Source organism: Mesorhizobium sp. M7A.F.Ca.US.011.01.1.1 (genome assembly GCF_003998295.1).
Lineage (GTDB): Bacteria > Pseudomonadota > Alphaproteobacteria > Rhizobiales > Rhizobiaceae > Mesorhizobium.
Genome location: NZ_RZRT01000005.1, coordinates 118,459 through 139,551 on the forward strand (window position 1 = coordinate 118,459; position 21,093 = coordinate 139,551).

Annotated in this window: 20 protein-coding genes; 9 read left to right on the top strand and 11 right to left on the bottom strand. The window is 61.4% G+C overall.

The window, feature by feature from the left end:
- Positions 1-35: 35 nt before the first annotated feature.
- Both EOA13_RS09105 and EOA13_RS09110 read right to left on the bottom strand, forming a co-directional pair.
- Positions 36-491, bottom strand: coding sequence for a hypothetical protein (locus EOA13_RS09105; RefSeq protein ID WP_127291567.1), 456 nt, complete (start codon positions 489-491; stop codon positions 36-38).
- Between the two features lie 69 nt (positions 492-560).
- Complete coding sequence (locus EOA13_RS09110; RefSeq protein ID WP_127291923.1) at positions 561-1,049, bottom strand: Hsp20 family protein; 489 nt, start codon at positions 1,047-1,049, stop codon at positions 561-563.
- A gap of 283 nt (positions 1,050-1,332) precedes the next feature.
- Between EOA13_RS09110 and EOA13_RS09115 the strand changes: the two genes are divergently transcribed.
- The 3 genes from EOA13_RS09115 (at position 1,333) to EOA13_RS09125 (ending at position 3,115) form a co-directional block, all read left to right on the top strand.
- Positions 1,333-1,764: a cupin domain-containing protein gene (locus EOA13_RS09115; protein ID WP_127291570.1), complete on the top strand. Its 432-nt coding sequence runs from the start codon at positions 1,333-1,335 to the stop codon at positions 1,762-1,764.
- A gap of 98 nt (positions 1,765-1,862) precedes the next feature.
- Positions 1,863-2,621, top strand: coding sequence for a copper homeostasis protein CutC (locus EOA13_RS09120; protein ID WP_245490336.1), 759 nt, complete (start codon positions 1,863-1,865; stop codon positions 2,619-2,621).
- Entirely contained in the window at positions 2,618-3,115 is a 498-nt protein-coding gene (locus EOA13_RS09125; protein WP_127291575.1) for a GNAT family N-acetyltransferase, read from the top strand. The genes EOA13_RS09120 and EOA13_RS09125 overlap by 4 nt, the downstream gene beginning before the upstream one ends.
- Before the next feature lie 255 nt (positions 3,116-3,370).
- Here the strand turns inward: EOA13_RS09125 and EOA13_RS09135 are convergent, their stop codons facing one another.
- The 5 genes from EOA13_RS09135 to EOA13_RS09155 form a co-directional block, all read right to left on the bottom strand.
- A complete protein-coding gene (locus EOA13_RS09135; RefSeq protein ID WP_127291580.1) occupies positions 3,371-4,750 on the bottom strand; it encodes an OFA family MFS transporter in 1,380 nt (459 codons plus the stop codon).
- Positions 4,751-4,996: 246 nt separating this feature from the next.
- Complete coding sequence (locus tag EOA13_RS09140) at positions 4,997-6,019, bottom strand: acyltransferase (protein WP_127291583.1); 1,023 nt, start codon at positions 6,017-6,019, stop codon at positions 4,997-4,999.
- A 271-nt stretch (positions 6,020-6,290) separates the two neighbouring features.
- A complete protein-coding gene (locus tag EOA13_RS09145; RefSeq protein ID WP_127291585.1) occupies positions 6,291-7,088 on the bottom strand; it encodes a xanthine dehydrogenase family protein subunit M in 798 nt (265 codons plus the stop codon).
- A gap of 90 nt (positions 7,089-7,178) precedes the next feature.
- Positions 7,179-9,527, bottom strand: coding sequence for a xanthine dehydrogenase family protein molybdopterin-binding subunit (locus tag EOA13_RS09150; protein WP_023812221.1), 2,349 nt, complete (start codon positions 9,525-9,527; stop codon positions 7,179-7,181).
- A 126-nt stretch (positions 9,528-9,653) separates the two neighbouring features.
- Positions 9,654-10,151 (bottom strand): (2Fe-2S)-binding protein, encoded by a 498-nt coding sequence (locus EOA13_RS09155; RefSeq protein ID WP_127291588.1) that lies wholly within the window; start codon positions 10,149-10,151, stop codon positions 9,654-9,656.
- Positions 10,152-10,416: 265 nt separating this feature from the next.
- Here EOA13_RS09155 and EOA13_RS09160 point away from each other — a divergent pair, with 265 nt between their 5' ends.
- Together EOA13_RS09160 and EOA13_RS09165 are read left to right on the top strand one after the other, a co-directional pair.
- Entirely contained in the window at positions 10,417-11,601 is a 1,185-nt protein-coding gene (locus tag EOA13_RS09160; protein WP_050592709.1) for an FIST signal transduction protein, read from the top strand.
- 14 nt (positions 11,602-11,615) lie between these two features.
- Positions 11,616-12,956, top strand: a complete 1,341-nt coding sequence (locus EOA13_RS09165) for a hybrid sensor histidine kinase/response regulator (RefSeq protein ID WP_023812224.1) — start codon at positions 11,616-11,618, stop codon at positions 12,954-12,956.
- A gap of 257 nt (positions 12,957-13,213) precedes the next feature.
- On the opposite strand, the gene EOA13_RS09170 is transcribed toward EOA13_RS09165, so the two are convergent.
- The 3 genes from EOA13_RS09170 to EOA13_RS09180 all read right to left on the bottom strand — a co-directional run bounded on the left by EOA13_RS09170 (position 13,214) and on the right by EOA13_RS09180 (position 17,247).
- Positions 13,214-14,413 carry a PAN domain-containing protein gene (locus EOA13_RS09170; RefSeq protein WP_127291591.1) on the bottom strand — a complete coding sequence of 400 codons (1,200 nt, stop codon included), beginning with the start codon at positions 14,411-14,413 and terminating at the stop codon, positions 13,214-13,216.
- A gap of 7 nt (positions 14,414-14,420) precedes the next feature.
- Positions 14,421-16,076 carry an ABC transporter permease gene (locus EOA13_RS09175; protein ID WP_127291593.1) on the bottom strand — a complete coding sequence of 552 codons (1,656 nt, stop codon included), beginning with the start codon at positions 16,074-16,076 and terminating at the stop codon, positions 14,421-14,423.
- Between the two features lie 487 nt (positions 16,077-16,563).
- Entirely contained in the window at positions 16,564-17,247 is a 684-nt protein-coding gene (locus tag EOA13_RS09180) for a response regulator transcription factor (protein WP_023812226.1), read from the bottom strand.
- Positions 17,248-17,421: 174 nt separating this feature from the next.
- Here EOA13_RS09180 and EOA13_RS09185 point away from each other — a divergent pair, with 174 nt between their 5' ends.
- The 3 genes from EOA13_RS09185 to EOA13_RS09195 are packed head-to-tail and all read left to right on the top strand — an operon-like array spanning position 17,422 to position 19,235.
- Positions 17,422-18,117, top strand: coding sequence for a fumarylacetoacetate hydrolase family protein (locus EOA13_RS09185; protein ID WP_127291599.1), 696 nt, complete (start codon positions 17,422-17,424; stop codon positions 18,115-18,117).
- Between the two features lie 4 nt (positions 18,118-18,121).
- On the top strand, positions 18,122-18,772 hold the full coding sequence (gene maiA, locus EOA13_RS09190) for a maleylacetoacetate isomerase (protein WP_127291601.1): 651 nt from the start codon (positions 18,122-18,124) through the stop codon (positions 18,770-18,772).
- Positions 18,762-19,235, top strand: a complete 474-nt coding sequence (locus tag EOA13_RS09195; RefSeq protein WP_127291604.1) for a DUF4262 domain-containing protein — start codon at positions 18,762-18,764, stop codon at positions 19,233-19,235. The genes maiA and EOA13_RS09195 overlap by 11 nt, the downstream gene beginning before the upstream one ends.
- Before the next feature lie 2 nt (positions 19,236-19,237).
- On the opposite strand, the gene EOA13_RS09200 is transcribed toward EOA13_RS09195, so the two are convergent.
- Positions 19,238-20,479 carry an MFS transporter gene (locus EOA13_RS09200; RefSeq protein ID WP_127291607.1) on the bottom strand — a complete coding sequence of 414 codons (1,242 nt, stop codon included), beginning with the start codon at positions 20,477-20,479 and terminating at the stop codon, positions 19,238-19,240.
- A gap of 99 nt (positions 20,480-20,578) precedes the next feature.
- On the opposite strand from EOA13_RS09200, the gene EOA13_RS09205 reads away from it, so the two are divergent.
- Positions 20,579-21,040, top strand: coding sequence for a helix-turn-helix domain-containing protein (locus EOA13_RS09205; protein ID WP_127291610.1), 462 nt, complete (start codon positions 20,579-20,581; stop codon positions 21,038-21,040).
- Positions 21,041-21,093 lie beyond the last annotated feature (53 nt).

Sequence of the window (21,093 nt, forward strand, 5' to 3'; positions counted from 1 at the left end):
CATTCGGCACGGTGGGTTGTTGCTGGTTCGGGTCATCATGCGATTGCATGCTCCGGCTCGGCCAACATGCCGCCACCTCCACGCCCAGGCGGTACCGTTGCAATGGCCGGGATTGGCGGCGGATCATCGTCGTCATCTCGCCAGGGGTGCCGCATCCAACCGAGGCGGCTCTTCCTGCGGCGCCGCTCGAAAGACGGGCTGACGGTGCCCGGCATCTTTGAAATACGGGGTTCCCGCCCGGATTCGTCCAGGAGGTGGAGGGCGCGAAGTATGTCGCTGACTTCCACGATGGCGCCGTTGTCCAATTGCCGCAACGCGGGATTGTCAGGAACCGCATGAACGTCGGAAGCCCAGAACGCGAGCAAAGCCCGCTTTGCGCCGATTGTCATCGTCTCCTCGTTCAGGACGTCATCTGGCGTCCGCAACCCCGCGGGTTCCGCGGCAAGATTTTTCGGTTCGGGTTGGTAAAAACTGTAAGCTTCGGTTCTCATCTCCATTCTCCGCGATCTGTGCCTCCCGGCCGAACCGGGAGGCGGACCGTAGATCTAGGTTCCTGGGAATCAGGCGACCTCGCGTTGAGGCTCCGCATGCCAATCGATCGGCTGCTTCTTGTCGGGTTGCTCGAGCGAAGCCGCTTTGGCTTCGGATCCTATCTCTATGCGCCGAGGCTTGAGTTCCTCGGGCACTTCGCGGATCAGGTCCACCGACAGCAAGCCATTCTCGAGGTTGGCCGCCTTGACCTTTACGTGATCGGCAAGTTTGAACACCTGCTTGAAGTTGCCCGTCGCCAAGCCGCGATGAAGGACCTCCCGATTTTCCTGGTCGGGTTTCCTTTGGCCGATGACAGACAATTCGGGGCCGTTCTGCATGAGTTCGACCTCATCGAGAGCGAAGCCGGCGATAGCCATCGTAATGCGATAGTCGTTCTCGCCAATCTTCTCGATATTGTAGGGAGGCCAGTCGGAGCGCCCGCTTTTCTCGAGCATATCGAAGAGACGGTCGAAGCCGACGGTTGTGCGGTAAAGAGGGGCATAATCAAAGCTTCTCATAGCCATATCCTCCGTGAAGCAACATGGGTTACGAGGCTGTCGCAGCGCCGCTGCGACGCCAGTATGTCGAGCCGAAGCCTCGACGGAAAACGATCTGGTAATCGTGTTTTTTTCCGTCAAGAGGGGCGTAAAAAATTTTCTGGCCGGCAGGCAAATCCAGCGAGCCATGCTCTTCGGCGGGGAATTCCGCCACACCGTACGAGGTCCGCTGAAGCGGGTGCCAAGGCGCTGCCTTGCGTGCTGGCGGTCACTGCGCGATGTTGGCGGCGGGGTGGAGCGAATCATGCGAAAAATTTTGATGTCCGGACTGCTGCTCGCGGTGGCCTTTTCCGCGAACCCGGCCCACGCGCTGGACAGCAGCGGCACGCCTGTCGTCGTGACCCCTCTTGCGTCGCGCACGACGACCGCGTCCGGCCAGCCGATCACGCTGCCGCAGAAGAACGTGCAGGTGCTGGTCTCGACCTACGACATCGCGCCGGGCGCGACCTTGCCGGTCCACAGGCACCCTTTCCCGCGCTATGCCTATGTCCAGGCCGGCACGCTAAAGGTCACCAATGTCGAGACCGGCAACAGCAACACCTACAAGGCTGGCGATTTCATCATCGAAATGATCGGCCAGTGGCATCAGGCCACCAATATCGGGGATGTCGAGGTGAAGCTTCTGGTGATCGATCAGGTCGAGCAAGGCGCCAAGAATACGGAATTGCGCCAATAACCGCGAAGTCTGTGCCCGAAGGCGGAAGGCTGTTCGCGCTTTCGCTGCGACCGGCCCGGTGCTAGGGCTGGCCGGGAAATCATGGACTGGATCGCCCCTTGACCAAAGCTCTCCGCCTGCCGCTGATCGAAATCTGTGTCGAAGGCATTGACGGCCTTCTTGCGGCGCAAGCCGCCGGCGCCGACCGGGTCGAACTATGCGCCAGCCTCATCGAAGGCGGCATCACGCCGAGCCTCGGCACGGTCCGCGCCGCCATCGAGCAGGCAAGCGTGCCGTTTCACGTTATGGTGCGGCCGCGCGGCGGCGATTTTCTCTACAGTGAGACCGAATACGCCTCGATGCTGGCCGATGTCTCGGCACTACGCGAACTCGGCGTGCCCGGCGTGGTGTTTGGCTGCCTGAACGCCGATGGCACCATGGACGAGGCGCGCATGAGCGAACTGACGCAAGCCGCTGGCCCCTTGAACGTCACCTGCCATCGCGCCTTCGACATGACGCGCGACCCGGCCGAGGCGCTCGAATCGCTGATCCGCAGCAAGGTCGGCCGCGTGCTGACCAGCGGACAGCGTGATACCGCCATCGAAGGCTTGCCGCTGTTGGCGGATCTGGTGCGGCAGGCCGGCGACCGCATCGTCATCCTCGGCTGCGGCGGCCTGGATTTGCACAACATTGCCGAAGTGCGCAGCAAAACCGGCCTGTCCGAAATGCATTTTGCCGCCCTCAAGGATGTGCCGAGTGCCATGGACTACCGCAATCCCCATATCGGCATGGGTGGTTCCGATCTCGATCGCGAGTATCGCAACACGCTCACCGACACACCACTGGTGGCGGCAACGATTGCGGCAGCCAAGGCATGACCTCTACCCCTGCCCCGATAGCCCGTGTATCGGCCGCAGACGAAGCGGCGATCCTGGCGCTCAACAACGAGCATGCCGCCGAACTGTCGTGGCTGGAGGCTGAGCGGCTGTCTTTCCTGCTTGGCGAAGCGTTTTACACCAGGCGCATCGGCGATCTCGAAGCCTTCATCATGACCTTCGACCAGGACGCCCGCTACGACAGCCCGAACTTCCTGTGGTTCCGCGAGCGCTATGAGCGGTTCGTCTATGTCGACCGCGTCGTCGTGGCGGCGCATGCGCGCGGCCGCGGCCATGCCCGCCGGCTCTATCAGGATCTGTTCGGCCATGTTGAGCGCGCCGGCTACAATCTGGTCACCTGCGAAGTCAACACCGCCCCGCCGAACCCTGCCTCGGATGCCTTTCACGCCGCCCTTGGATTCACTGAGGCCGGTGCCGCCGTCATCCACGGCGGCAAGAAAGCGGTCCGCTATTACATCAGACGGACCTCCGTCTGAGGCCAGGCGGATCGAACTGACAACGGGGCTACTGGAACAAGGCTGCCGCACTCACCAGCGTCATCCAGAACCCCCAGACCAATGGGATGCCGACCAGCAGCCAGGCCAGCGTCAGTTTGATCGAATTGCCGTTGCCTTGCGCCATGGTCGGTCTCCTCAGAGCATGATCCCGAAAAGTGGGCTCCGGTTTCGGAAAAGATCAAGCTCAGACAATACGATAGAGCTCATCCCGATTCTATCGGGATGGAAATGGCTCTAAGCCACCGCTGGTTCGGTCTTCATGTGGAAGCGTGCATTGACCGGCCGCATCATCAGGTTGAGCAGGAGGCCGACAACCAGCAGGCCGGCCATGATGTACATGGTGACCGTGTAGGCGTCGGCCTTCGCCACGCCGCTGTCGATCTGGTACTGCCTGATATAATTCACCAGCACCGGGCCAAGCACGCCCGCCACCGACCACGCGGTCAGCAATCGGCCGTGGATGGCGCCGACGTAACGCACGCCGAAGACGTCGCGCAGGTAGGCGGGAATGGTGGCGAAACCGCCGCCATACATGCTGAGGATGATCCCGTAGAACAGCACGAACAGGAAGACGCTGCCGGTCTGGCCGGTCCAAGGCACCGCCGCATAGAGGACGACGCCCAGCGCGAAGAAGATGGCATAGGTTGTCTTGCGGCCGATATAATCGCTGGTCGAGGCCCAGAAGAAGCGGCCGAGCATGTTGAAGATCGACAACAGGCCCACGAAACCGGCGGCAGCGGCCGGCGAGATGCGTCCCGGGAACATCTCCTGGCTCATGGCCGAGGCTTGCCCGAGCACGCCGATGCCTGCCGTCACGTTGAGGCACAGCACACCCCACAGCAGCCAGAACTGCGGCGTCTTCAACGCATCGTCGAGATGGACATTGGACGTCGTCACCATCGCATTCTGTGCCGTCGGCGGCGTCCATCCGGCAGGCCGCCAGCCCTCCGGCGGCACCCTGACGATAACAGCCCCAATCAGCATGAAGACGAAATAGACGATGCCCAGCACGAGGAAGGTTTCAGCGACGCCGATATGCTCAGGCGTCGAAAACAGCTTCATCAGATAAACCGACAGCGGCGAGGCGATGAAGGCGCCGCCGCCGAAGCCCATGATCGCCATGCCGGTTGCCATGCCCGGCCGGTCCGGAAACCAGGTGATCAGCGTCTTGACCGGCGAGATGTAGCCGAGGCCGAGACCGATGCCGCCCAGCACGCCGTAGCCGAGATAGATGATCCACAACTGGTGCAGATAGACGCCGAGCGCCGAGACAATGAAGCCGCCACCGAAACAGCAGGCGGAAGCGACCATGGCTTTGCGCGGCCCGACACGATCCAGCCAGCCGCCGCCGAACGCCGCCGCAATGCCCAGGAACAGGATCGCGATCGAGAAAATCCAGCCAAGGCCGGTCAGCTTCCAGTCGTCGGGCGCCGAGTCGGTGATGCCGATCAGCTTCGACATCGGCAGGTTGAAAACGCTGAACGCATAGGCCTGGCCGATGCAAAGGTGTATGCAGAGCGCCGCTGGCGGCACCATCCACCTGCTGAAGCCAGGCTCGGCGACGGTGCGTGAGCGGTCGAGCCAGCCGCCCGCCCTCTCCCCGGTCGTGTCCATTCCATCCTCCCAGATGCGTCTTCGAACCATCTTCTCAGATGTGTCCTGCGAACAAACTAGGCGGGTGAGCCGGTGAGGCAATAAGGAATGCGTGTCATAAGACCAATGTCTAATGAGACTGGCCTATATCGGAAAGCAGGTCATTGCTTTCCAAAAGTTATATTAGAAATAATTAATTGATTGCCTGCTTATGAAGCGCGATCACTCCACCTGCACTCGCGATCATCTGGCCGGGAACGACGGCATTCACCAGTTGCGGTTGAGCCATTCGCGCGCCGGGCGCTCGATGAGGTAGTAGCTGCAGAGCGCGCAGGCAAAAACGCCGGCCAGCATCGGGATCGGCGCGCTGCCTTGTTCATAGACGAATTTGTAGAACGGCTGCTGCCACAGATAGAGCGAGTACGACCACAGGCCCAGCGTCGCCATCGGCCAGGAGGACAGCAATCCGGAAAAATACCGTGGGCTGAAATCGAGTGCGTTGACGGCCAGCGCCAGCAGCGGCACCGCGAAGAGATAGTGGATCGGCGTCGGCACCTGATCCAGGAACAGGACAACGGCACAGAACGTTGCCACCAGGGCCACATGCTTGCCTCTCAAAAACGCCGGCAGCCTGCCATCGGCCTTGAGCAGGCAGATCGAAGCCGACAGCAGGATCGACGCGATGTGCACGTCGGTGCGCCAATAAGTGGTTTCGTAGTCCATCCCGAAGACCCAGTACGAAACCGCGCCATTGGCCATGGCCAGCAAGGCCAGCGCAAGGAGCAGCACGACGACGCGAGAGCGACTTGAGACGATGACGCTGATCAGCGCCAGGATGATGTAGGCGTGCTCCTCGATGCAGAGCGACCAGATATGGTCGAGCGCCCCTGCCCGCGCCACGAGAATGCCGGCGTAATTGTAGGTGAATGTCAGCGCCGTCAGCGCCGCCTTCCATTTGAAGGCGATGAACGTGCCGGACAGCGCGATCATCGCGACGACTACGAAGACCAGAAGAGCCGGATAGATGCGGGAGAAGCGGCGTTTGAAGAATTTCTTCAGCGGGTAGCGTTCGATGAACAGGATCTCGCCCATCAGCCGGCCGCTGAGCACGAAGAAGAATTCGACGCCCAGCACGCCAAGATTGATTCCCGGAACCGGAAAAAAATGGCCGATCAGCACCAGCGCGATCGAAAGCCCGCGCCAGCCGTCGAGATAGGCCAGTCTTGTTCTGGTTGATCTGTCGGCGGCGGATCGGGACGGAACGACATGCGTCGCGGAAATGTCGGTCATGCCGATCCTCTCGCAATAGGTATGCGAAGGGTACGACGGTACATTTCGAACCCAGCTCGCATTCCCGCCCAAATCCATATTGCAGTGCAATATGGATTTGTGCAAGTGCGAGATTGCCGCCGGTGCAGTTCCAGGTGAAGTGTCGGCGGAAGAAATTGCTCAGGCAAACGATTGGTGCGGGGGGCGATTCCATCAAAGTTGGACAACAACAGGTCGTCCCAAAAGGAAAAGGGGCCGCATGACCCCTTCTCCGTGTCCACAACTGACCGTATCAGGCGTTGGCGGCAGCCACCGCGCGCTTGGCCATCACCGCGATCAGATTGGCGCGATAGTCAGCCGAGGCATGGATGTCGGTCATCAAATTCTTCGCCGGCACTTTTACCCCTTCGAGTGCCGAGGCCGCGAAGTTCCCGGCTAATGCTGCCTCGATCTCCTTCGAACGAAAAACGCCGTCGTCGCCGGCACCGGTGACGGCGACGCTGACGCCATCCTTGCCCTTGGCCACGAACACGCCGACGATGGCGTAGCGCGATGCCGGATTGCGGAATTTTTCATAGGCCGCCTTGGCCGGCGCGGTGAAGGTGACGGCGGTGACGATTTCGCCATCCTTCAACGACGTTTCGAACAGGCCTTTGAAGAATTTGTCGGCTGATATCCGGCGCTTGTTGGTGACGATGGTGGCGCCCAACGCCAGCAGCGCCGCCGGATAATCGGCCGCCGGGTCGTTGTTGGCGATCGAGCCGCCGATCGTCCCCTTGTGGCGCACCGCCGGATCGCCGATTAGCGATGCCAAATGGGAAAGCGCCGGACAAACCTTCTTCAGCTTCTCGTCATTGGCAACAGCGTGATGCGTGGTAGCGGCGCCGATGGTGACGGTCGTGCCCGACACCTTGACGCCCTGCAGCTCCGCGATCCGCGACAGGTCGACAAGGTCGGACGGCGCGGCAAGCCGCGTCTTCATCGCCGGGATCAGCGTCATGCCGCCCGAAAGCAGCTTGGCGTCGCCGGTCTTGATCAGCTTGGCGGCATCGGCGACCGAGGCGGCGCGGTGATAGTTGACTGCGTACATTTCTCTTTCTCCCTTGGGTGAAAGAGCGAACAGGAAGTAGCGAACATCGCGTTCTCCCCCTATTCGCTACTCCCTATTCGCCATTCGCGTTCAATGTTTCGTCGCGCGGATCGCGGCCCACACGGTGGACGGCGAAGCCGGCATGGCAAGATCGTTGCTGCCGATGGCATCGGTGATGGCGTTGATCACCGCCGGCGGTGAGCCGATGGCGCCGGCCTCGCCGCAGCCCTTGATCCCCAACGGATTGCCCGGGCAAGGCGTGTTCGAGGTCGAGACCTTGAACGACGGCAGATCGCCGGCGCGCGGCATGGTGTAATCCATGTAGCTCGCGGTCAGCAATTGTCCGCTGTTGTCGTAATAGGCGCCTTCGAGCAGTGCCTGGCCAATGCCTTGCGCCAGCCCGCCATGCACCTGGCCCTCGACGATCATCGGGTTGATGATGTTGCCGAAATCGTCAGCGGCGACGAACTGGACGATCTCGGTGACGCCGGTTTCCGGGTCGACCTCGACCTCGCAGATATAGCAGCCCGCCGGGAAGGTGAAATTCGACGGATCGTAGAACGCCGTCTCCTTGAGCCCGGGCTCCATGCCGCCCGGCAGGTTGTGGGCAGTGTAGGCGGCCAGCGCCATCTGAAACCACGGCACGTTCTTGTCGGTGCCGGCCACCTTCAGCGCGCCGTTCTCGATGATGATGTCGCCTTCGTCGGCCTCGAGCAGGTGCGCCGCGATCTTCTTGGCCTTGGCCTCGACCTTGTCGAGCGCCTTGACGATGGCTGACATGCCGACCGCACCCGAGCGCGAGCCATAGGTGCCCATGCCCATCTGCACCTTGTCGGTGTCGCCATGGACGATCGAGACCGAATCGAGCGGCACGCCGAAGCGCTCATTGACCAGTTGCGCGAAGGTCGTCTCATGGCCCTGGCCGTGGCTGTGAGAGCCGGTCAGCACCTCGATCGTGCCGACCGCGTTGACGCGCACTTCCGCCGATTCCCAAAGGCCGACACCGGCGCCGAGCGAGCCGACGGCCGCAGACGGCGCGATGCCGCAGGCCTCGATGTAGCAGCTCATGCCGATGCCGCGCAGCAACCCCTTGTTGGCGGCGGCGGCCTTGCGCTTGGCGAAGCCGGCATAATCCGACGCCTGCATTGCCGCATCGAGCGAAGCGGCATAGTCGCCGGCGTCATAGCACATGATGACCGGCGTCTGATGCGGAAACGCTGTGACGAAGTTCTTGCGCCGCAGCTCAGCCGGCGAAACGCCGAATTGGCGGGCCGCCGTCTCCATCATGCGCTCCATGACGAAGGTCGCTTCCGGCCGCCCTGCCCCGCGATAGGCATCGACGGGCGCGGTGTTGGTGTATATCGCCTTCACATTGGCGTGGATGGCCGGGATGTTGTACTGGCCCGACAGCAGCGTCGCATAGAGATAGGTCGGCGTCGCCGATGAAAACAGCGACATATAGGCGCCAAGATTGGCTTGGGTTTCCACCTTCAGGCCGAGGATCCTGTGGTCCTTGTCGAAGGCCATTTCAGCATGGGTGTGATGGTCGCGGCCATGCGCGTCGGTCAGAAAACTTTCGGTCCGATCGGCCACCCATTTGACCGGCACGCCGGTCTTCTTTGACGCCCACAGGCAGACGATCTCTTCGGGATAGATGTAGATCTTCGAGCCGAAGCCGCCGCCGACATCGGGCGCGATCACGCGCAGCTTGTTTTCCGGCGCGACATTGTAGAAGGCGCTCATCACCAGCCGCGCCACATGCGGATTCTGCGAGGTCGTCCAGCAGGTATAGTGATCCTCGGCCTTGTCGTAATGGCCAAGTGCGGCGCGCGGCTCCATGGCGTTGGGCACCAGCCGGTTGTTGATGATGTCCATCTTGACGACATGGGCCGCCTTCCCGAAGGCCGCCGCGGTGTCGTCGGCATTGCCGATGTCCCAGTCGAAGATCAGATTGTTGTCCGCTTCGGGGTGGATCTGCGGCGCACCCTTGTCCATCGCCTTGGAGGCATCGACGACGGCCTTCAACTCCTTGTAGGTGATCTCGACCGCCTCTGCGGCGTCGCGCGCCTGCCCCTTGGTCTCGGCGACGACGATGACGACGGCGTCGCCGACATAACGGACCCGGTCGAAGGCGAGTGGCGACCACGCCCCCATCTTCATCGGCGAACCGTCCTTGGAGTGGATCATCCAGCCGCAGATGAGATTGCCGATGCCGTCGGCCTTGAGTTCCTTGCCGGTCAGCACGCCGATGACGCCGGGCATGCCTTGAGCCTTCTTCACATCGATCTTCTTGATCTGCGCATGCGCGTGCGGACTGCGCACGAAGGCGGCGTGCTTCATCCCGGGAACCACCATGTCGTCGACATAGCGGCCGGCGCCCGTGATGAACCGTTTGTCTTCCTTGCGCGCGACCCGAGCGCCAACACCTTCAATGCCCATCAGAAATTCCTCCGGAATTTATGGGAGTAGGGCAGTAGGGGAGTAAGGGAGTAGGGAAAAAGAGGCCTCGTTGCGTTCGCCTTTTTGCCCTACTCCCCTACTGCCCTACTCCCTTATTCCCTTGCCTTAAGCAGCTTGTTTCGCCTTACCCTTAGACCCCTTCATCGTCATCGATGCGGCGAGGATCGCCTTGACGATGTTGTGGTAGCCGGTGCAGCGGCAGATGTTGCCGTCGAGCTCGGCACGCACCGTCGCCTCGTCGAGCCCTTCGGGGTGGCGGCTGATCATGTCGGTCGCCGTCATGATCATGCCGGGCGTGCAGAAGCCGCATTGCAGCCCGTGATGTTCCTTGAAGGCAGCCTGCACCGGATGCAGGTCGGCGCCATTGGCCAGGCCCTCGATCGTCAACACGGTGGAGCCGGAGGCCTGCACCGCGAGCATCGTACAGGATTTGACCGCCTTGCCATCAACGTGGACGACGCAGGCACCGCATTGCGAGGTGTCGCAACCGACATGCGTGCCGGTAAGACCTAGATTTTCCCGCAGGAAGTGAACCAGAAGTGTTCGGTCCTCGGCAGCACCGCTGACCCGCTTTCCGTTCACCATCAACGAAACGTCCGACATGGTCCCTCCCTGGGTATCAACCTTGGTATCCACGCTGCCGACGCGGTATTCGCGCTTCGGTGGTGCATTATTCGTACACCGCACATCGGACAAAAAACAGCACGTCGCAAACGCGGAACATTGTACTTTCGGTCATGGCCGCGCCCAAACATGCGGTGCCGGTGGCCCCATTGCCAAACCGCCGATTGAAGGCAACAATGTCGGTCGACGCCCGCGCGCCAGAAGCATTTAAAAACAGCCGCGCACAAAAAAGGCGTCGGAGGAAATGCGGAGAACATCGCTGGCCAATTCACAGACGCGCTATGCATGCGGCCTGTCGGCGCTCACCACGGACGAGCCCGACATGGAGGCGTTCGCCAAGGCGATCGCACTGGAAGCGGCCGCCATCGACGCAGGCTTTGCCCTGCTGTTCTTTTCCCAGAGCCTGGTCGAAGCCAGCGCCCTTTCCCAGGCGCTCATGACCCACGCACCGGCGCTCCACCACGCCGGCTGTTCGACTGCCGGCGAGATCACGCCGCAAGGTCTCGAGGATGGTCATGTGCTGGCCATGCTGCTTCCGTCCACCGCGTTCACCGCCGTCAGCGTGATGGTCGAAAATCTGTCCTCGTCGGGTATGGACAGGATCACCGGCGAGGTGGAGACCCTGCGGCGATCGCTGCGCGCGCGCCTCGGTTGCGATCGGACCAAAGGCACTTTCGCGCTCTGCTTCATCGACGGGCTCTCTTATGCCGAAGAAGCGGTGAGTTCAGCCATCCACTGGGGCCTCGATGACATACCGCTGCTTGGCGGCTCCGCCGGCGACGATCTGAAATTCGAGACGACGCGCCTGATCTCGAACGGCAAGGTCACCTCCGACAGCGCCATCATCGTGCTGATATCGACCGAAATTCCCTTCCATGTCTTCAAGACCGACAACTTCGTTCCCACCGATGAAAAACTGGTGGTGACGGCTTCCGATCCCGATCACCGCATCGTGCGCGAATTCAACGCCACCAATGCAGCACAGGAATATGCCGCGTCCGTCGGCATCGTCGCGCAGATGCTGACGCCACTGAGCTTCGCCTCGCATCCCGTGGTGGTGAAGGTGGGCGGCCAATATTATTGCCGATCGATCCAGAAGATGCATGCCGACGGCTCGCTGTCGTTCTTCTGCGCCATAGACGATGGCGTCGTGCTGTCGATCGCCCAACCCAAGGACATGGTCGAATCGACGCGCGCCGCCCTGCGCGATGTCGAGGAGAGGCTTGGCGGCATCGACATGATCCTCGGCTTCGACTGCGTGCTGCGCCGGCTGGACGCGCGCAATCGGCAGGTGTTTCGCGAGATCTCGGAACTCTACCGGGTCAACAATGTCATCGGCTTCGGCACCTATGGCGAACAGTACCGGTCGATGCATCTGAATCAGACTTTTACCGGCATCGCCTTCGGCGAGCGCCAGGCGGCGGAATAGGACGGCGCAACAAGATGCCGCTGAGGGACATAAACGATCTTGAAAAGCTGAAGAAGATCAACGCGGCACTGGTCAGCCGCGTCGAGCGCTCTATGGACCAGCAAGGCAACGCCTTTTCGCTGTTCCAGACCGCGATTTCGCTGGAAAACCGGGTGCGCACCCGCACCGAGGAACTGCACTCGACCTTGCGCCGGCTGGAGCAGTCGAACATCGACCTCAGCGCCGCCAAGGAAAACGCCGAACTGGCGAACCTGTCGAAAACCCGTTTCCTCGCCGCTGCCAGCCACGACGTGCTGCAGCCCCTGAACGCGGCCCATCTCTCGGTTTCGGCCCTCGCCGAAGTTCAGACCAGCGACGAGGGCAAGAAACTGGTGCGGCAGGTCGAGCGCTCGCTGGAAACGATGGAGGACCTGCTGCGAACCCTGCTCGACATCTCCAAGCTCGATGCCGGCGTGGTGCAGCCCGACATAAGCGATGTCAGCCTGGAGGCGCTGTTCTCGTCGCTTCGCTCGGATTTCCTGCCGGTGGCGGAGATGAAAGGCCTGTCGCTGAAATTCCGGCCGGTCCATGCGGTGGTCCGCTCCGACCGCACGCTGCTGCGCCGCATCCTGCAGAACATTCTTTCCAACGCGCTGGGCTATACACGCTCGGGCGGCGTGCTTGTCGGCACCAGACATCGCGGCGACACCATCCGCATCGACGTCGCCGATACGGGCTGCGGCATTCCCGACGACCAGCGCGAGGCGGTATTCGAGGAGTTCCATCGCGGCACCTCGCCGGCCAATGCCGAACTGGACGGTGGCGGTCTCGGGCTCGGGCTTGCCATCGTGCGCCGCATGGCCAGCGCGCTCGGCCATCCCGTGACATTCTCGTCGAAGGTCGGACGCGGCACGATCTTCCACATCGATGTTCCCGTCGGCATCGGTGCGCCAGCCGATGCCATCGCTAGCGTTGCCGATATGGAACGGCCGCGCGGCTATGGCCTGTTCGGCACCAAGGTGCTGCTGGTCGAGAACGATATCGAAGTGCTGCAGGCCATGACCTTCCTGCTCGAACGCTGGCAATGCCTGGTGCGGGCCGCGACCTCGACCGACGATGCGCTCGACATGCTTGGCGACACCGACTGGGTGCCCGACATCGTCATTGCCGACCAGCATCTCGACGGCGGCGATCTTGGCACCACGACCATCGCCGAAGTCCGCGATTATCTCGGCCGCGCCGTGCCGGCGCTGATCGTCACCGCCGACAGTTCGGAAGCGGTCGCCAAAGCCGCCCGCTCCGGCGGCATCGAACTGATGCGCAAGCCGCTGAAGCCGGCACAACTGCGGGCGCTGCTGGCGCATCTGCTGGCTTAGGGGCCTACCTTACTCTTAATTCTGCGCTGTCACCCGTAATGCCACTCTGTCCGACCGGCGCCAACGTCGTTCCACGACAGCGTTGAACGACCCCGGCTATTCGCTGAGCATCGCTGTCTATATGAATGAGTGTTCTGGCTGTTTGGATTTTACGGATCGACCGTTTGCAAAAGACTGTCCATGCGGTTCGAATAGGCCATGGGCTCAGGCTTGCCCCATCCGTCTCGCTCGGCACATGATGTCGGGCCGGTGCCAGTTCAACTGCGGGTGGCTTTAACGCCCGACGCCACGCCCTTGAAGGGAGACGATGATGTCACGGTGTCGAGCATGGCGCACATCTTGTTCGGACCGTCAAAATTGAAGCCTAGACATCTCTGATCAGCGGCGCAGGCCACTACGCAGTCGGCATAGTTGCTCCGCACATTCGCGTAAGCGCCCCCAACGACTACTGTGTCCTTGGCGAAAACGAGGCTAGAGTACTGGAGATTCGCCTTGATGGATCCCTTCGCCGCCATCACTGCATCAGGGCTCCTAACCAGAATCGACCCATTATTTTTCATGAAACAGGCGGCGTGCTTCTTATCATAGGTGAGTGCTAGGCAGCGGCGATCTGCTTCGCATTGGGCCTGACACTGTTCAAGCGAGACATTCCAAGCGGGCATACCCGGCAGATCGTTTCCGATCGCGTCCCATCCGTCCTGCAGGGAGAATGCTTCGGCCGCTGCTGCTGCTTCTTTCCGCTCAGGGCCCATGTCGAAATCGCCTGGCGCGAAATTGGCCTCGTCGAGCCAGAGACAACGGCTGGCGAGTTCTCGTGCCGAATTGTCGTCAAGGCCCACCGATGCGAGTGTCTCGCTCGACGACACCGGTGCCTGCGGCGTCGATGTAGGTGAGGGTCTGTTGACGAGGCTTACCTGAACCTCGACCCCGGTGTTTGCCAGCCTCCGCGTGTAGCACCAAGCTGTATCCCAAGTTGGATTTTTCTCACTCTCAAAATGATGACCGGACTCGAGTTGCCAAGTGCTGCCAGCATAAGGCACTTTGCGATTGGCGAACTTTACGAAATCGAACGTATCTGGATTGGCTGGGTCTGCGGGCGGCGGCGTCGGCTGCTCGATTGACGGCGACTTCGGCTTATCTGTCTTTCCCTCTTCGGCGATTGTCTCTTCACCCGAAATTCTGTCTTCTGATTTCTTCGTCTCCTTTGGTAGGTTCTCGTTCGGGTTTGACGGTTGGTTTTGGGCGACCGGGGGCTCCGGTTGGATCACAGTAGGATCGCGATCAAAGACCAGCCATACACCCACGCCGATACCAATAGCGGCCAAGGCGATGGCAGCGCCGCTAGCCATTCGCCGAAATGCATTGGCACGAACGATCTTGTCGTGCGCATCTGCTTCTGCCTGCAGAGTTGGAATAGCCGACCGTTTGATCTGTAGATCAATCGCTTGTTCGAGCAACTTGGTGTTATGTCGTACGAGCACGTCTACTACCCCGTTTCGCCCCAGTCACCGACTTGTCGAAATCCAATTGCAGCTCACCTTCAAGGTCTTTCGCTATTTGGCCGTACTGCCCTTTTGCAGAAACCCTCACTAGGTCGACTACTTCCGGGGGTAATTCGCGATCCAACGCCCGGCGTAACGCATCCGGGTCGTCAGTGAGGACGGGAACATAGAGAATTTCCTTGACGATCTTTTCGACTTCGACCGGAACCTCGACGCGCCTTTCGACTTCTCTGTCCACCGGGACCTGCACGGGTACCTTGCGGACACGGCGCCACCGCCAGCTTAACAGCATTCGGCGTAACAAACGCGAGAGTTTGCTATCACGCTGAACTTCGGGCTGTGCGCCGATGCGTTGCAGGGCCAGCGCGACCATCGCCGTGATCGGCCCCGCCAATGCGGCGACGAACGCAAGCGAGGCGAACCAGATCGTCGACACCGTGCCGGCCTGAGGCTCTGTGACGTCTTCTGGCTTTACCCCATACCAGCGAGCTGCCAGCCTACGAATCTGATCGTTGCGAGCGACTGGGAGGCGCTCTGTTTCCAGGCGGCTGAGTTCCGTAGCGATCGCCTCTTGCCGCTGCTGATTCTTGGCGAGCGTCTCCGACTTGCGAGCTGCGGCTTCCTGAGCGGTCGCTAGCGCAGTACGTGCCTCGTCAAGCTTACGATCCCAATCGGCCGCGGTGCCATCATAGAGCTTCTCCAGATCGTTGCGCCTAGCCTCAAGGCGCTGTTTGTCTTGGAGAGTCATCGGAGGACTATCTTTCCGCAGCCTCTCATATTCCGCGCGGGCCGCCGCGACTGCGGGCTCCAACTCAGCCAATTTCGGCGCGAATTCGGCCTCTTTTTTAAGCCGCGGATTAGTCAACTTGTTCAGCCCTTCTTCGTTGCGCTGCACTGATGCAAGGTCGCCCGTTTCGCGCGCGCTCTTTATGCGATCCACGTAGCTATCCCGCTGTCGCTCGAACTGCTCCACGGCGTCCTTGATCTCTCGATCGCGCCGTTCCACCAGCGCGCTTAGCGCTGCTTGTTTCTCCTCGATAAATTCTTTGGTTCGCGCCGCCGCTGGTGAAAGGGTGGTTGCGGCCTGCAGCTCTTCGTCAACCTCAGTTATTCGTGCACGCAATTTGTCGCGCTCGGTGTCAGCCAATCCACCGAGCTGCTCCAGATCGCTTCGAGCTTTTGCCTCGTCGTCAGTGTTTCGCAAGCTTTCGGCTACTGCCTTGAGATTTTCGAGTTCTTGCTGGAGTCCTTTAGTTTGGTTGGCGAAATTGGCATATTGGACCTCGCGCATTGTACTGGCTCGCTCCAATCCGAGAAGGACTGTCTCAAAAGTGATGCCGGCCAATACAAGTAGAAACGCCAGGATAACAGGTTTCCAAAACCATGAGGCGCCGAACAGAAGCGTGGCGATTGGGATTTTCGTCAGCTCAGCAATCGCGATCATAAAGAACGGGGCGCTTGCAAGGACAAGGTCCATTGAGTCCGCTGCCTCATTGGCAACAAAGCCGCGGTAACTCAGAGCGACGCCGGTTGTTAGACCGATGATCGCCGCAACGATTTCAAGTGCCCACGCACCGCGATACGTCCACTGGCCATAGCTCGCCAGTTTCTGGCTCATTGCCATGTGCATATGCAATCCCCACTCTTTGCCCAGCCCATCTTGACATGCAACGCTGGCGATTGCAGCAAAATTTGCCTGTGGATACAGCGTAACTTGGAACAAGGTGAATAACCGGCGAGCCGGTGACAATGAATTTATTGAGTCTGCTAGACCGATTTATTCGGGTGGTGCCTAATCTCGGCAGTGGCAATTGTGATGCCGCAAACAGCGTTGCCGATCACATCGGTGAGGCGCTTCGGGCCTTTGGATTCGGGCTTTTTATTTCCTTTCGCACACAAACGATGCGCTCGAGAGTTTCTGCGTCGGACATCGGCTTTGCTAGTTCGGCTCGTAGCGCCTCGGCGGCCTCCTCACATAGCTCTTACTCTCATAACCAGTGTTGGAATTACTGTGACAGTGCACTTTTTCTCTAGTCCGCACGGCCACCGATGTGAGAGCGCCCCCGCTCCACGGGTTGACCCTCGCTATGCGAGGGAGGCGAGGTTCAAAACCCAGCCTGATCCCGAAACAGTTCCGCATTGTCCAGTTTCGAAACCTCGATCACCGCCTGGGTGCGGCTGTAGACATTGAGCTTGCGCAATATCTCCGAGACATGCGCTTTCACGGTGGTCTCGCCCACCTGCAGCTCGTAGGCGATCTGCTTGTTGAGCAGGCCCTGGCGCAGCATCTGCAGCACGCGCAGTTGCTGGGGCGTCAGCGTCGACAGGCGCTGCACCATGTCGGCGCGGTCGACGCTTTCGGCGTCGGGTGTGCGGCCTTCATAAGTTTCCGGCACATAGATCGCGCCTTCCATCACCGAGCGTATGGCGGCGGCGAGGTCGCTCTTGCGCGCCGATTTCGGGATGAAGCCGGCGACACCATAGGACAGCGCCTCGGAAATGATCTTCGGCTCCTCATAGCCCGAGACGATGACCACCGGCAGGCGCGGATAGCGGGTCCGGAGCTGCAGCAGGCCTTCAAAGCCATGCACGTCGGGCATGTTGAGGTCGAGCAGCGCGAGATCGAACGGCTTGGCGCCGGCCAGAAGGTCCAGCGCCTCGGTGATCGAGCGCGCCTCCACCGTATCGACTTCCGGGTAGGCCATCTGCACGGCGCTGTGCAGCGCCTCGCGAAACAGCGGATGGTCGTCGATGATCAGGAACCGGGCGCGATCGTGGGTTGCGGTCATGGGGTTCATTTCAGTTCGTGAGCGATTAGAATAACCTCGTCACCATGGCCAGATTATTGCCAAATAGTATATCGCCATATCCGGCGGAAAGTGCCGCCGGCACTTTCTCGACCAAATCGCCTTGTCCAGGCCCCCAAATCGGTCGAATGTTCCGGCAACCAAGCAGAGACCCGCATGACAGAATTCGTCCTTCCCTTGCCCGCAACCGCATCGGTGGCCATTGCGGGCTCGTCCGATCGTTTCGCGGTGCGCCGTATCTACTGCGTCGGCCGCAACTACGCCGCACACGCCCGCGAATTCGGCAATGACGAGCGTGATCCGCCCTTCTTCTTCACCAAGCCGGCCGACGCGGTGGTCGATTCCGGCACCGCTATCCCCTACCCGCCGCTGACGGCCAATCTGCACCACGAGATCGAACTGGTGGCCGCGATCGGCAAAGCCGGCTTCCGCATTCCCCGCGACAAGGCGCTGGACCATGTCTGGGGCTATGGTGTCGGCATAGACCTCACCCGCCGCGACCTGCAGGACGAAGCCAAGAAGGCCGCCCGGCCCTGGGACTGGTCGAAGGCCTTCGACCGCTCCGCCCCTTGCGGCCCGCTGGTGCAAGCGCAGGAATCCGGCCACCCATGGAAGGGCCGCATCTGGCTCGCCGTCAACGGCAAGGTCAGGCAGGATGCCGACCTCGCTGAACTGATCTGGCCGATATCGGATATCGTGTCGATCTGCAGCGAGGCGATGGAGCTCGAGCCCGGCGACCTGATCTTCACCGGTACGCCGGCAGGCGTCGGCGCGGTTGGCCCCGGCGACACGATGACCGGCGGCGTCGACGGCATCGGCACCATCGAAGTGACCATCGGCCAGCCGAAGTGAGGCAATGAGCGAACTCGTCCTGCACAATTACTACCGCTCCTCCACCTCCTATCGGGTGCGGATCGCGCTGGAGATGAAGGGGCTGAGCTACGACTACGTCCCGCATCATCTGCGCCATGGCGAGCATCTGGAGCCCGCCTATCTCGCGGTCAATCCGCAAGGCCTGGTGCCGGCGCTGGTGCTCGGCGACGGCACGCTGCTGACGCAATCGCTGGCGATCATCGAGTTCCTCGACGAGACCAAACCGGAACCACCGCTGCTGCCGAAGGACCCGGCCGGCCGGGCACGCGTGAGAATGCTGGCGCAGATGATCGCCTGCGACATCCACCCGGTGAACAATCTGCGCGTGCTGACCTCGCTGCGCACGCTGTTCGGCGCCGGCGACGAAGACATCGCCAACTGGTTCCGCCATTGGGTGAACGAGGGCTTTCAGCCGCTTGAAAAGATCATGGCGTCGGCGGCGGAGACGGGTACATTCTGCCATGGCGACGCGCCGGGCCTGGCCGACATCTGCCTCGCCGCGCAGATTGCCAGCAACGCCCGCTTCGGCGTCGACTTGATCCCCTACCCGACGATCGCGCGCATCAATGCCGCCTGCATGGCGCTGCCGGCCTTCCAGAAAGCCGCGCCCCAGAACCAGATCGATGCCGAGTAGAAAAGCCACCGACCCAGGTGAAGCCAAGGCGCTGGCCGATATAGAGGCTTATGGCTGCCACATCTTGCATGTGCTGGAGGAAGGCGACGATCCGCCTTTCACCTATTCGGTTGGAATAGAGCACAACTTCAAGGCGCCGGAACTCATCGTCATCGGCCTGAAGCCGGAAATCTCCCAGTTCATCATCAACGAGTATTGCAGCCGCGTCCGCTCCGGCGAGGTTTTCCAACCAGGGCAGCGATCGTCCGGTTTTATCGAAGGTTTCGACTGTCAATTCGGCGCCGTTCATGTCGAACACTATCGCGAGCATTTCGGCTGGGACCTCTGGTTCTACGACGGCTTGGATTTCGGTGTTCTCCAGCTGATCTATCCCACTGTGGACGGCATCTGGCCGTGGCAGGCCGAGGCGAGCGACTGGTTCCGAGCCTGGCAGCCGCTTCTCGACACCGCGCCGTCGCCATAGGCCTATCTGCCGACGCGCAGCGTCAACGCCCACAACAGCAACGCCAACAGGCCGATGCCGGCGCCAAGCACACAGACGCCGCTCCAACCCATTGCGCCATAGGCCATGGTCGAGGCGATGGAGCCCAGGGCGCTGCCGACCGAGTAGAAGATCATGTAGCCGCCAACCAGTCGGCTGCGCGCATCCGGACGCCGGGCGAAGATCAGGCTCTGGTTGGTGACGTGGACGGCCTGGATCGCCAAATCCAGCATGACTATGCCGGCGACGAGCAACCACAGAGACATGCCCATGAAGGCGATCGGCAGCCAGGCCGCCATCATCAGCAGCAGGCTGAGGCCGGTGACCAACTGGCTGCATCCACGATCGACGAGGCCGCCGGTCCAGCGCGCACCGAGCGCGCCGGCGACGCCCGCAAGGCCGAAAAGCCCGATCTCGGTATGCGAAAGTGAAAATGGCGCGACGCTCAACGGCAGCACCAGCGGCGCCCACAGCACGTTGAAGCTGGCGAAGATCAGCATGGCCAGCACCGCCCGCACGCGCAGCAGCGGCTCCTGCGCGAACAGCAGCAGCACCGAAGCGAGCAGGCGTGGATAGGATGTGCGTGGCCGCTCCGCCTCGTGGCGCGGCAAGATCAGGTAGAGAACCATCGCCATGACGAGCGTCAACATGGCCGAGACAAGATAAACCCAGCGCCAGCCGGCGAAATCGGCGACGACCCCCGAAGCGAAGCGGGCAAGCAGGATGCCCAGGATGACGCCGCTGGTGACGGTGCCGACCGCCCGCCCCCGCTCCGATGTTACGGCGAGGTCGGCAGCGAAGGCGACCAGCACCTGCACCACCACCGCCAGCAGCCCGACGACCGCCAGGCTCGCCAGCAGCATCGCCGCGTTGGGCGCGACCCCGACCGCCACTAGCGCCACGGCAGACAGAATCGCCTGCCCGGCAATCAGCTTGCGACGATCGAACAGGTCGCCCAGCGGCACGATGAAGAACAGGCCGAGCCCATAGCCGATCTGCGTGACCGTCACCACGATGCCGACCGAGGCCGGCGCGATAGCAAAATCATGCGCCATGGCGTCGAGCAGCGGATGAGCGAAATAGATATTGGCGACGCTCAGGCCGCAGGCGATGGCGAAGATCAGCGCGGTCAATCGTGACAATCCCGTAGGCGGCGGCGCCACCCGATGCGGCCCATCGGATTGCTCGAGGCTTGTTGCACCGCTGTTCGCCACCTGCATGTTCATGTCGCTCTCCACAAAAGGTTTCAACTTGAAACCTCTTGCTGGATAGGCGAAACAGTTTTATGTTGCAACCGAAATCAGAGCATTGGACCAACGACTGCCATGGTGAAACGAACGAGCCACCACGAAGCGGATTGCCTCATAGCGCGACCACTGGACGCGATCGGCGACTGGTGGTCGCTGCTCATCGTGCGTGACGCCTTCGACGGCTTGCGGCGCTTCGGCGAATTCCAGAAGAGCCTCGGCGTCGCCAAGAACATCCTGTCGTCGCGGCTGCGCAATCTTGTCGCGCATGGCATCCTCGAAACGGTCCCGGCGCCCGACGGCAGCGCACATCATGAATATGTGCTGACGCAAAAGGGACGCGGCCTGTTCTATGTCCTGGTTGCCCTGCGGCAATGGGGCGAGACCTATTTCGCCGGACCGGGCGAGCCCTACACCTTCATGGTCGACACGCTCGCCGGACGGCCGATCAAGCGCCTGGAAGTTCATGCCGAGGACGGGCGGCGACTTGCCCCCGGCGAGACCCGGCTTGCCGACTTTCGCACCCGGGAAACCGGATAGGCGCCTGCGCCTGCCATGTCTGGCGGAATCGATTTCCGCTTGACCGGACAGGG

Coding starts and splice junctions, on each gene's coding strand:
- EOA13_RS09105 (WP_127291567.1), bottom strand. CDS start 491: ATGAGAACCGAAGCTTACAGTTTTTACCAACCCGAACCGAAAAATCTT.
- EOA13_RS09110 (WP_127291923.1), bottom strand. CDS start 1,049: ATGAGAAGCTTTGATTATGCCCCTCTTTACCGCACAACCGTCGGCTTC.
- EOA13_RS09115 (WP_127291570.1), top strand. CDS start 1,333: ATGCGAAAAATTTTGATGTCCGGACTGCTGCTCGCGGTGGCCTTTTCC.
- EOA13_RS09125 (WP_127291575.1), top strand. CDS start 2,618: ATGACCTCTACCCCTGCCCCGATAGCCCGTGTATCGGCCGCAGACGAA.
- EOA13_RS09135 (WP_127291580.1), bottom strand. CDS start 4,750: ATGGACACGACCGGGGAGAGGGCGGGCGGCTGGCTCGACCGCTCACGC.
- EOA13_RS09140 (WP_127291583.1), bottom strand. CDS start 6,019: ATGACCGACATTTCCGCGACGCATGTCGTTCCGTCCCGATCCGCCGCC.
- EOA13_RS09145 (WP_127291585.1), bottom strand. CDS start 7,088: ATGTACGCAGTCAACTATCACCGCGCCGCCTCGGTCGCCGATGCCGCC.
- EOA13_RS09150 (WP_023812221.1), bottom strand. CDS start 9,527: ATGGGCATTGAAGGTGTTGGCGCTCGGGTCGCGCGCAAGGAAGACAAA.
- EOA13_RS09155 (WP_127291588.1), bottom strand. CDS start 10,151: ATGTCGGACGTTTCGTTGATGGTGAACGGAAAGCGGGTCAGCGGTGCT.
- EOA13_RS09160 (WP_050592709.1), top strand. CDS start 10,417: ATGCGGAGAACATCGCTGGCCAATTCACAGACGCGCTATGCATGCGGC.
- EOA13_RS09165 (WP_023812224.1), top strand. CDS start 11,616: ATGCCGCTGAGGGACATAAACGATCTTGAAAAGCTGAAGAAGATCAAC.
- EOA13_RS09175 (WP_127291593.1), bottom strand. CDS start 16,076: ATGAGCCAGAAACTGGCGAGCTATGGCCAGTGGACGTATCGCGGTGCG.
- EOA13_RS09180 (WP_023812226.1), bottom strand. CDS start 17,247: ATGACCGCAACCCACGATCGCGCCCGGTTCCTGATCATCGACGACCAT.
- EOA13_RS09185 (WP_127291599.1), top strand. CDS start 17,422: ATGACAGAATTCGTCCTTCCCTTGCCCGCAACCGCATCGGTGGCCATT.
- maiA (WP_127291601.1), top strand. CDS start 18,122: ATGAGCGAACTCGTCCTGCACAATTACTACCGCTCCTCCACCTCCTAT.
- EOA13_RS09195 (WP_127291604.1), top strand. CDS start 18,762: ATGCCGAGTAGAAAAGCCACCGACCCAGGTGAAGCCAAGGCGCTGGCC.
- EOA13_RS09200 (WP_127291607.1), bottom strand. CDS start 20,479: ATGAACATGCAGGTGGCGAACAGCGGTGCAACAAGCCTCGAGCAATCC.
- EOA13_RS09205 (WP_127291610.1), top strand. CDS start 20,579: ATGGTGAAACGAACGAGCCACCACGAAGCGGATTGCCTCATAGCGCGA.